This window comes from Micromonospora sp. DT4 (assembly GCF_049841675.1).
Classification (GTDB): Bacteria; Actinomycetota; Actinomycetes; order Mycobacteriales; family Micromonosporaceae; genus Micromonospora.
The window spans coordinates 1-10,190 of record NZ_JBNCKT010000152.1 but is presented as its reverse complement, the minus strand read 5'-3'; the positions used below and the strand labels follow the sequence as shown (position 1 = coordinate 10,190).

The 10,190-nt window shown below is 67.9% G+C and carries 12 protein-coding genes; 11 read left to right on the top strand and 1 reads right to left on the bottom strand.

Features of this window, described 5'->3' with window-relative positions:
* The first annotated feature begins 53 nt into the window (after positions 1–53).
* The 11 genes from folE (at position 54) to ACLQ24_RS26680 (ending at position 9,127) form a co-directional block, all read left to right on the top strand.
* Positions 54–704 (top strand): GTP cyclohydrolase I, encoded by a 651-nt coding sequence (gene folE / locus ACLQ24_RS26730; protein WP_425894471.1) that lies wholly within the window; start codon positions 54–56, stop codon positions 702–704.
* On the top strand, positions 701–1,345 hold the full coding sequence (locus tag ACLQ24_RS26725) for a phosphoribosyltransferase (protein WP_425894470.1): 645 nt from the start codon (positions 701–703) through the stop codon (positions 1,343–1,345). The genes folE and ACLQ24_RS26725 overlap by 4 nt, the downstream gene beginning before the upstream one ends.
* Before the next feature lie 178 nt (positions 1,346–1,523).
* Entirely contained in the window at positions 1,524–2,267 is a 744-nt protein-coding gene (locus tag ACLQ24_RS26720) for a class I SAM-dependent methyltransferase (protein ID WP_425894469.1), read from the top strand.
* Positions 2,264–2,959, top strand: coding sequence for a hypothetical protein (locus ACLQ24_RS26715; RefSeq protein ID WP_425894468.1), 696 nt, complete (start codon positions 2,264–2,266; stop codon positions 2,957–2,959). Before ACLQ24_RS26720 ends, ACLQ24_RS26715 begins: the two co-directional genes overlap by 4 nt.
* Positions 2,949–3,986, top strand: coding sequence for a radical SAM protein (locus tag ACLQ24_RS26710; RefSeq protein ID WP_425894467.1), 1,038 nt, complete (start codon positions 2,949–2,951; stop codon positions 3,984–3,986). Before ACLQ24_RS26715 ends, ACLQ24_RS26710 begins: the two co-directional genes overlap by 11 nt.
* Positions 3,983–5,092 (top strand): DegT/DnrJ/EryC1/StrS family aminotransferase, encoded by a 1,110-nt coding sequence (locus ACLQ24_RS26705; RefSeq protein WP_425894466.1) that lies wholly within the window; start codon positions 3,983–3,985, stop codon positions 5,090–5,092. Before ACLQ24_RS26710 ends, ACLQ24_RS26705 begins: the two co-directional genes overlap by 4 nt.
* Positions 5,093–5,180: 88 nt before the next feature.
* Positions 5,181–5,942, top strand: a complete 762-nt coding sequence (locus ACLQ24_RS26700; protein WP_425894465.1) for a dTMP kinase — start codon at positions 5,181–5,183, stop codon at positions 5,940–5,942.
* A complete protein-coding gene (locus ACLQ24_RS26695; RefSeq protein WP_425894464.1) occupies positions 5,939–6,607 on the top strand; it encodes an HAD family hydrolase in 669 nt (222 codons plus the stop codon). The genes ACLQ24_RS26700 and ACLQ24_RS26695 overlap by 4 nt, the downstream gene beginning before the upstream one ends.
* A 132-nt stretch (positions 6,608–6,739) precedes the next feature.
* A complete protein-coding gene (locus ACLQ24_RS26690) occupies positions 6,740–7,705 on the top strand; it encodes a phosphoribosylaminoimidazolesuccinocarboxamide synthase (protein WP_425894463.1) in 966 nt (321 codons plus the stop codon).
* Between the two features lie 85 nt (positions 7,706–7,790).
* On the top strand, positions 7,791–8,495 hold the full coding sequence (locus ACLQ24_RS26685) for a 3'-5' exonuclease (RefSeq protein WP_425894462.1): 705 nt from the start codon (positions 7,791–7,793) through the stop codon (positions 8,493–8,495).
* On the top strand, positions 8,489–9,127 hold the full coding sequence (locus tag ACLQ24_RS26680) for a disulfide bond formation protein DsbA (RefSeq protein WP_425894461.1): 639 nt from the start codon (positions 8,489–8,491) through the stop codon (positions 9,125–9,127). Before ACLQ24_RS26685 ends, ACLQ24_RS26680 begins: the two co-directional genes overlap by 7 nt.
* 110 nt (positions 9,128–9,237) lie before the next feature.
* On the opposite strand, the gene ACLQ24_RS26675 is transcribed toward ACLQ24_RS26680, so the two are convergent.
* Positions 9,238–9,789 carry an NUDIX hydrolase gene (locus ACLQ24_RS26675; protein WP_425894460.1) on the bottom strand — a complete coding sequence of 184 codons (552 nt, stop codon included), beginning with the start codon at positions 9,787–9,789 and terminating at the stop codon, positions 9,238–9,240.
* Between the last annotated feature and the right edge of the window lie 401 nt (positions 9,790–10,190).

The window sequence follows — 10,190 nt, the reverse complement described above, 5'->3', positions numbered from 1 at the left end:
CATAGCGCTCGGGTAACACTCCGGACACCCGTGATGTTCCTACCCCACCAACCATGATCCACAAGACAGGCCCTAGTTCCTCCCTCGCCGGCCTCACTGTGGCCGCCAGCAGCGCCGCACCCGCCATGCCGGGTCCGCACATCAACACCCGCCGGGTGCGTGACCTGATCTCCCAGCTCCTGGTCGCGCTGGGCGAGGACCCCGCCCGCGAGGGGCTGACCGACACTCCAGAGCGGGTCGCGTCCTGGTGGAACACCTTCCTCTCCCCAGACAATGCCTCCACCGCGACATGCTTCACCGAGTCACGCCTGAGCGGCCAACTGGTCGTCGTGGGTGGCATGAGCGTGTGGTCGCTGTGCGAGCACCACATGCTGCCCATGAACCTGCAGGTCACCGTCGGATACGTGCCCGCAGGCAAGGTCGTGGGTCTGTCGAAGTTCGGTCGCATCGCCCAGCGGCACGCCGGCCGTCTCCAGGTTCAGGAGCGGTTCACCCGGCAGGTCGCTGAAGACCTCGCCGGGATGATCGGCAGCGACGACGTGGCCGTGGCCGTCCGCGGCACGCACCTGTGCATGAGCATGCGGGGCGTCCGGATGGAGGCCGCCCGCACCAGTTCGCTTCAGGCCGGCGGCCGGTTCGGGAGCGACCCGGTGCTCTCCCAGCAGTTCCTCGCCCTCGCCCACGACAACATCCGTTCCGAATGAGAGTAGGTATCCCCGTGGATATTTCGGTCGGGGGCCTCACCGGCCCACCTCGCGAGGAGGCGGGGGTGAAGCGGGTCTTCGAGCACCGGCGCATCTGGCGCCTGACGCAGGACGCTTTCGCCTCTGCTGCCGCATTGATCGCCGGGCAGGAGCCGACGCCTGAGGTGGTGGTTGGGATCGCGCGCGGGGGAGTTCCGCTGGCCCGGTTGCTCGGTGCCCACTACGGGGTGCCGGTCGTGGAGTTGCTGGCCCGCCACAATCGCAGCGACGAGGTGTACCTTCCCGCGACCGGGCAGGTCGAGCTGCCGGAGGAACCCGACTTGGCGCTCGTGGCGCATCGCGGTTCCCGGGTGCTGCTGGCCGACGACATCTGCGGCACTGGCTCCACCTACCGCGCGGCGGTTCCATGGCTGGCCACGCATCTGGCCCCGGCGGGCGTACGCACTGCGGCGCTCTGCCGCAGTAAAGCGGCGACCTTCACCCCGGACATCTGGGTGTGGGACACCCTCGACTGGGTCGTCTTCCCGTGGAACGACACCGCGCGGACCACCGAGGACTTGATCGTGCCTGCCTCGCCGCGAGTCCGCCCGGCGCTCGGCGCGGCCCCGGCACACGCAGCCGAGCCCCGAGACCGCAGATGAGCGGGCCAAGCCTGCCGGAATCCGCCGGGCTGGACCCGCATCAGCACGCCCCCGACCGCGCTCCGGCGCTCCACCCCGATGTTTGCATGGGAGCCAAAGGATGAACGCCGCGCAACTGCCGGAGCAGTACCAGACTCGGCCGGGAACCCCGATGGTGGGCCCCTACAGCACCAACCAGATGGACGACTTCTACGCGGCATTGAGCCGTGGTGAGGCCAAACCGTCGGGTCTGATGAATCTTTTGCAGCACCTGATTGTCGCCGAGCGGTGCGTGCCGGGCTCTCGTGTGCTGGACGTGTGCTGCGGCCGCGGGCTGGCGCTGCCGCTGCTCCACTGCTACGCCCCGACGATCGGAGGGTATGTCGGGCTGGACATCAGCGCTGCCAATCTCGATGAGGCTCGCAACCGGATCGAGGCCCTGCGCGCGACCTACGGTGACCCTTTCCCGGTGGAGTTGGTGGAGTGCGACGTCGCCCAGCCCTGGCCGGATCTGCCCGCCTTCGACATCGCCTTATACACCTCGGCGCTGGAGCACCTGCCGTTCGAACTCGGCGCGGCGAGCCTGCGCAACACCGCTGCGGCGCTGGCGCCGGGCGGAATGCTCTACCTGTCCACCCCGGCTGCCGTCGGCTCCCCTCCGCGTCCGCTGCAGTACCGCGTCCACGTCTACGAATGGTCGCGGGAGGAGATCACCCAGATGCTCGCCGAGGCGGGCCTGGTCATCGAGGACGTGATGGGTTTGCTGCCGCCCGCCCCGGAAGTCCTGGCGGCCTCGCTCACCCACCGGTACGGGAACGCGGCCGCCGGCTGGTACCGCGACCTGGTGGAGCGTGTCCCCAAAGCCCTGCTGGACGCGGTGTCGGCCGTCGCCGTTCCCGACGTGGCCACCGAGCTGCTCTACGTCTGCCGGAGGCCGGCATGACCAGCACACCAGCGCCACGTGCGGCACCGCTGTGGGTGAGCATCGAGGGGATCAACGGAGTCGGGAAGACGAGCGCAGCCCGCGCGGCCACCGCCATGCTCGGCGCCCGCTGTGTGCTCCTGGACGAACTCACGGACTCCTGTGGCACTGCACTGCACGGTCCGGTCATCGCCGCGTTGACCGAGCACGGCGACCCTTTCCTGCGCACTGGTTACCCGGTCGTGGAGACCCTAGCCCTGCTCGCGCTACAGGTCGGCAAAGCCGAGCGGCTGGCCGGGCGCGACCTGACCGGAGTCGAGGTGATCATCGAAGACCGCGGCGTGGACAGCATCGCGGTCTACCAGGCAGCGATTCTGTGCTCCCCGCGCCCAGAGACGTCGCCGGAATCGGTGGCCCGGTACGTGCTGTCGGCTGTGCGGCGTTGGAGGCGTATCCCGGACGCGACCATCCTCCTCACGGGCGACCCCGAGGAGTGCCCGCGGCGCTTCGCCGACCGCATCGGGCGGCCACTCACCCCGGCGGACCTGCAACTGCTCGAACAGATCGACACCCTGTACCGGAAGGCGGCAGCCGACGATCCCGGACGATATGTCCTTCTCGAAGTGGCCGGCATGTCACGGGAGGAGACGGCCGGAGCCGTCGGCGAGATCGTGGCCACCCTGATGGATCGGCAGGCCGCCCATGCCTCGTGACGTGACCCTGCTGTGGGCCCTGCGCTCTCCCTGTGCGTTCAAGTGCCCGCACTGCTACTTCGGCACTATCGAGGAGCACAAGGACAACCTGCCTGAGCAGGCAGGAGTCCTGTCGCACCTGTCTCGCGCCGACCTGTCGGCGCAGACCCTGGCGGCGTTCGCGCGCACGCTGCCCGGCTCCCCCGTCGAGCGGGTAATCATCGCGGGTGGCGAACCGCTGGACTGGCCCGCGACCCTCCGAGTCATCTCTCTCATCAAGGACGCGGGCTGCCAGGTCGTCATCGCGACCAACGCCATTCCGCTCACGCGCCTGCACGTCGCCGAGCGTCTGGTCGCCCTCGGCGTCGACGGCGTATCGGTGTCGCTCGACAGCGCGGACGCCGGCACCAACGACCGGATGCGGCCGTCACGTTCGGGCCGTTTCGGCTACCACGACGTCCTGGAAGGCATCGGCGCTCTGCTGCGGGCCCGTGGCGACCGGCCCGCGCCCAGGGTCGGGATCTACACCGTGGTCACGCGATCACGCCCGCAGGAGATCACCGACGTGGCGCGGCTGGCCGCCGACATCGGCGTGGACTACTACGTGCCGCAGCCGATCTCCCTCGCACCCGATCACCAGCTCTTCGACGCCCTGTCCCACACATCCGCCGACGTCGCCGAGGTTGGCGAGCACCTCGACCGCCTCTACCGCGACCCCCCGGGGCTGGCCCTGCCCGACCCGTCCTACATCCAGCGGTTCATCGCCGCGATTTCCACCCAGGACAGCGGGCATGTGCCTGATTGCTTCGGCGGCGCCCGCCTGTTCTTTATCCAGCCCGACGGCTCGGTCTGGGACTGCCCCTCCGACCGCCGGATCGCCGCCACCCCGCCCGCGCGACAACGCACCATCCGCGACGGCGACGCGCGCACGCTGTTCGCCACCAGACCGGCGTGTACGGACTGTGCGCTGTTCAGTCGAGACTGCGTGAACATGTGGCCCCTCGTCCTGGACATGCCGCGGCTGCTCAACCCCGGGGCTCAGCGATGACGTTGCCCGCCGTCCACGGCGGCCCACAGGTGCTCGCGGATCAGCTCGCCGTGGTGCTCGCTCAGATGCCCGACCCCAGCGGTGGCCCGGTCGCCGGGCAACTGGAGCACGACCTGTCCGTGGCATTCGGTGTACCGCACGCCGTCGCGGTCGCATCCGGCACCGCTGCCCTGCACGCAGCCCTGTCGGCCTGCGGCATCGGCCTGGGCGACGAGGTCCTCGTGCCGGCGCTGAGCGTCGTCATGACCGTGGCGCCGCTGGCCGCCCTCGGCGCCACACCGGTGTTCGTCGACAGCGACCCGGCAACCCTGGATGTGGACTACGACGACGCCGCCCGCAAGGTCACCCCACGAACTCGGGCAATCCTCCCGGTGCACCTGTGGGGCCGGATGGGAGACCCCGCAGCTCTGACGGCGTTCGCGTCCGCGCACGACCTCATCGTCATCGAGGACGCCGCCCAAGCCGCCGGCACCGCCCGCGACGGGAAACGAGCCGGCACGATCGGCACCATTGGCTGCTTCTCGATGAAGGACGGCAAGATCCTGTGGAGCGGCGAGGGCGGATTCCTGCTCACCGCCCGCCGTGATCTGGCCGAGCACGCTGCCGCGTTCCGTAGCCACTGGCAGCCAGCCCCTCCCGGTCAAGACCCGCTGAGCCGGTTGGCGACCAACTCCCGCCTCGCCGCTCCGCTCGCTGTGATCGCCCAGGCCAACGTCCACCGACTCCAGAATCTGGTCGCGCTGCGCCGCGCACAGACCCGCCACCTGCTGCACACCCTCCAAGGCGTGCCCGGCCTGGTCGCCCTCGATCCGGCTGCGGACGAGCAGTGGAACGGCTTCGCCCCGCTTCTGCACATCGACCTACCCGAGGCCCGGGGGTTCGCCGAGCATCTCGCGCGGCAGGGAGTGCGTAACTCCACCGGCAGCTTCCGGCTCGTCCCCTGCGACACCCGGCCCATGTTCTCTCAACACGGCCGGCCGTGCCGGGGCGCCGCCCAAATCCTCGACCACACGCTCGCGGTCCTTCTCACCGAACGCGACACCGAGGCCATCCTCGATCGCTATGCGGCCGTCATCACCCGAGAGGCCACCACATGGGCCGCCTGAACGAGGTTCCCGTACCGACACTGACACCCCCACCCAGGACACCTCTGCGGGCAGTGACCTGTTCGCGCGGCCCTGAACGGAACCCCACATGACGAGCACATCGCAACGCCTTTGCCCCCGTGGACCGCTGATCTCGGTCGATGGCATCACGGGAATCGGCAAGACTTATCTGACCCTTCGCGCTCTCGACGGTCTCGACGACAAGCCGATGCTGCTGGAGGAGTTTTCCCGGCGAACTGGCGGAGGCCCTGGACTGGGGAAAGCTCTGCTGCGGGCGCTGATCGAGGCCAGCGCGGGAGACCCGTTCCTGCGCGGAGGCACACCCCTGGCCGAGACGATGCTTCTGCTGGCCATCAAGCGGCACGACCTGGACACCGTCCTACCCGAGCTGGCCAGCGGGCGAACCGTCGTCGAGGGCCGCAGCGTCGACACCACAGCGGTGTGCCAGGCGGTGCAACTGCACCCCCACGACGGCGATGCCGCCCTTGAGGCGGCCATCGCACTGCGGGACCTCGCAGCCTCCTACCGGCCCCTGCCCGACCTCACGATCCTCCTCACCGACGAGGCATCCGAGGCCGTGACGCGCGTGCAACGGCGCGACAAGTGCGTCTTTACCAGCGAACAGGTTACGTTCATGCGGGACGCCTGCGCGCTCTACGAGCGGCTCGCCGCCACAGACCCGGCACGCTACCGGGTTCTGGACCGGCGCACAGTCAACGAGCACGAGGCGGGCGATCTGATCCGACTCTGGATCCAGGGTGCCGGGACCGGCCTTGGCTGCCTGCACGAGCCATGGCAGGGCCCACAGGCACGGTGCATGTGCTGCGGCTCGGGCCCGGCGCCGGCATGAACCAAACCGCCAGCTCCTCAGCCTGCTCGAACCCGGCTCGGGCGGGAGGCTGCGCCACCGCGATCCTCGCCGAAATCGAGGCTGTGATCTTCGACTTCGACGGAACCCTCGCCGACACCACAGCCAGCCACGAGCAGGCGCTGCGAGCGGCGCTGCGGCTCCATGGCCTCGACCTGGACCCCGTCTGGTATCGCCGACACGTCGGCCTGTCCATCCACGATCTGCTGGCCGCGCTACCTGGCGCCCGGCACCTACCCCATGAGGAGATCGTCCAGCAGAGCCGCGCCCACCTGCTGACCACCGTGCACAACCTCACCCCCATCACGTGCGTCGTCGCGCTCCTGCACACCGCACGCCGTGCCGGGCTGCCCTGTGCCGTCGCGTCGGGCGCCAGCCGACTTCTCGTCGATCCCGGGATCGACGCCCTGGGCCTCAGGCACGAGTTCGCGGCCGTTGTCGCGCGAGAGAACGTCGCGCACGGTAAACCGGCCCCCGACCTGTACCTTTCCGCCGCGCGACGTCTCGCAGTCCCGCCGGACCGCTGCCTGGCCATCGACGACGCCCACGACGGTCTCGCCTCCGCCCGCGCGGCCGCCATGCACGTGCTCACGGTGGTCAACGGCCATCTGGCCGCCGCAGAAGAACAGGAGGCGCTTCCGCACTGAGCCGGCCGGGTCGGCGTGGTCGAGCCACGGGTGAGACGGCGACCGCACCGCGACGCTTCATCGGACACCGAAACTGCACTGAGCCGCAGACCCGCCAGACGACAGCACGAGTCAATCCCACACCAGGGGAGCATGATGCCCGTCCTTCACTCGACCAAGAACCTGGAGATCATCGAACCCCCCACGGCAACGAGGACGGGCATCGGAATCTTCGAGTACACCGACCACTACACGGTGTTCCATTACGGCCGAATGCCCGACCGTATCCCCGGGAAAGGCGAGGCCACCTGCCGCATGGCCGTCTTCAACTTCACCAGGTTGGAGGAGGCGGGCGTACCCACCCATTTCCGCCGATTCATTGCCCCGAACCGGATCGAGTTCGATCTCGCGCGCGTACCGGATCCGGACTCCGGGTCGCCCATCCTGGGCAGCGGAAACTACCTCATTCCGCTGCAAGTCCTCTTCCGCAACGAACTCCCTCAAGGCAGCTCTGTCCACCGACGGCTCGCGGCAGGCACGCTCACGCCAGCCCAGGCGGGGCTCCGCAACGCTCCGATCCTCGGCGAGCATCTGGAGCAACCGCTTTTCGAATACGCGACGATGCTGGAACCAGTCAACCGGTTCATCGACAGACCTGAGGCTCAGCGCCTCGGCGGTGTGAGCGACGAACAGTTTCAGACGATGAGCGACACCGCCGCCAAGGTCAACGAGGTTCTGAGCGGGCACGCACGCGAGGTTGGGCTGAGCCACTGCGACGGCAAGGTCGAGTTTCTGGCCGCCAGCGACGGCGGCATCGTGGTCGCCGACAGCCCCGGCACACCCGACGAAAGCCGCCTGATGTTCAACCGAGTGCACTGCGGCAAACAGGTCCTGCGGAACTGGTACGTGGCCCACAGGCTCGACGTGCCGGTCAACCAGCTGATCGCAGACGGCGTGCCCCGCAACCTGTGGCCACAGCCGGCGCCGCTTCCACCCGAGTTCCTGCCCGTCATGTCAGACCTCTATCGGGCATTGAGCGAGACCTGGACGGGCCAGCGACTCTGGGGCGCACCAGACCTGCACGCTGCCACACAGGCCGTTACCAGCCTCATTCGGTGACCATTCACCACAGAAGCGGACGCTCAGGCATGCTCGTCCCGACGCTCGTCGGCAGGCGCCCGGTACCTATGAGAACGGTGGACCGATGGGCGGACTGACGCAAGACCCCGAGTTTCTGGCGACCACGTTTGTGATCATCGACTTCGAGGCGACGACTCCCACGGGCTACCCGGCCCAGCCCGTCGAAGTCGCCGCTCTCGCACTCCGCTACCAGGATGCCGATTGGACGCCCGTCGGCAGGAGCACATCCCTCATCAGGCCGCCCGCCTTCGCCCCGGTGACCCCCGCCTTCACCGCCCAGACCGGCCTGACCGCCGAGCAGGTGAGGCTGGCCCCCACCCCGGCCGACGCACTGGGCGCACTGGATCGGCGATTCACCGCCGACAACCGGTACCTGCTGGTCGCTCAGCACGCCGCCACGGAGGCCAACCTCATCCACAACCAGCGAGAGCACTGCCCGACACTCGCCAGCATCGATCTTCTTGACACGATCCCGCTGGCCAAACACCTCATCCCGGGTCTGCCGAACTACAAACTCGACACGCTCCTGGCGCACTTCTCCATCGAGCACCCGGCAGACCGCCACCGGGCCCACGCCGACGTCGACGTCACCGCCCAGGTGTTCATCCGGCTCATCGCCGCCGCCAACGACAACGCCCAGCTCAACGATCTCGCGGAGCTGATGAAGCTCGCGGGCCGCACGGCCAAGTGCAACATTCCCATTCAAGGCGAACTTTTCGACATCAAACCTCCCGGCGAACCAGACCTGAGAGGACGAAATTCGTGGTGAAGATCGAGGACCAAACGCCCCGCGAAACGGTCCCGTTTTGGTTCGATCCGCTGTGTCCTTGGGCGTGGATCACCTCACGCTGGCTTTTGGAGGTAGAGCAGGTCCGGCCGGTGCGCGCCGAATGGCGCATCATGTCACTGGCCTACCTGAACCTCGTCCAGCGCGAGGGCAAGGGACTCAGCGCGGACTACCTCGACCTCATGGCCAGAGCATGGGGTCCGGTGCGGGTCTGTGCGGCCGCAGCCGAAAACAGTGGCCCCAGCGTCCTCGGACCGCTGTACACCGCGATCGGCACCCGGCTCCACAACCAAAGACGCCGCGACGACCCCACCGTGATCACCGAGGCCCTCACCGCGGCGGGCCAACCCGACTCGGTGGCGGCAGCGGCCACCAGCACGGAATTCGACCAGCTCATCATCGACTCGCACAACGAGGCGTTCGACGAGATCGGCCTCGACGTCGGAACGCCCGTTCTCCGCATCGGCGGCACCGCCTTGTTCGGCCCCGTCATCACACCCGCACCCCGCGGTGAAGCCGCCGGAAGACTCTGGGACGGCCTGGTCATCGTCGCGCAAACTGACGGCTTCTTCGAGCTCAAGCGGGGCCGAACCCGCAAGCCGTCCTTTGATTGAGCGGATGACGACGCCTCAACCGACAGCGAAACAACAACGACCACGAGCTGAACCGGTAGACCAACGACATCCACTCGATCGGGAGCATCCGCCCGGGCCTGTCGCCCACATCACGCCGGCGCAGCCACCGCCCGCGTGATGCGGTGCCCGACAAGTCCCTCGGCCACAGAAAGCGGGTACCACTTCGCACCTCGCACCTCCGACTCTTGGATACGCCCCACATCCGCCTGCGCCGTCACGAATGAGTAACCGAAATCGAGATGGAAGTGTTCCGGCTCGTCCTTCGCCGGCCGCGCCGGAACTTTCCCGTACTCGACGTAGACCGGAATCTGCGACGCCGGGAAGAGCCTGCCGGGATCAACCCCGGTTTCCTCCACCAGCTCCCGCACCGCCGCGCTGATCAGCGTGGAATCAGTCGGCTCGAGGTGTCCTCCAGGCTGCAAGGGGATCCCGTAGGCGAGGTGATCGACAAGCAGCACTTCGTCGCCGCTGCGGACCAGAAGCGCACCGACAGTCACGTGCATTGAGAAGTTCCGTCGCGAGGCGAAATCCGCTCCCTGAGCAAGCAGCTTCACCGGCTCGGACAGCGACGCGGCTTCATCCGGATAGCACTCAAGGTAGGCCGAAAGCGCATTTGAGATGTCCGAATCACTGATCGCCACGAGCCGCCCCCGCTCCAGTCCGAGAGCACAGCTCTCCGGGATCGCCTGCTCTGACGTGGGCGATGAGACTTGACACCGGCAGCTCCAAAACGCGTGGCGTACAAGGATATTCGTACTCTACAAGCGGACCTGAGCGTGAGCCCGTGCCACGCCGGAAAGCAACCAGCTTGAATTTCCGAGCAGGTTCGTGCAGGTCCGTAGCCTGTGGTCGCTGCTTCGGCGGATGCCCGCCGACAGCGTGCCTAACTCATCGAGCTACTCCGGAGGTAGCCGTAAGCCGAAGACAGGTGCGAGTAGGTCCGCAGAGGCTTGCCCGGTTGGCAGCCGGGACTGTCAACTTAACGGTGTAACTGGATTTTGATGGGTTACTTGCGGCCTGCGGACAGGCGGCCTTCGAAGGT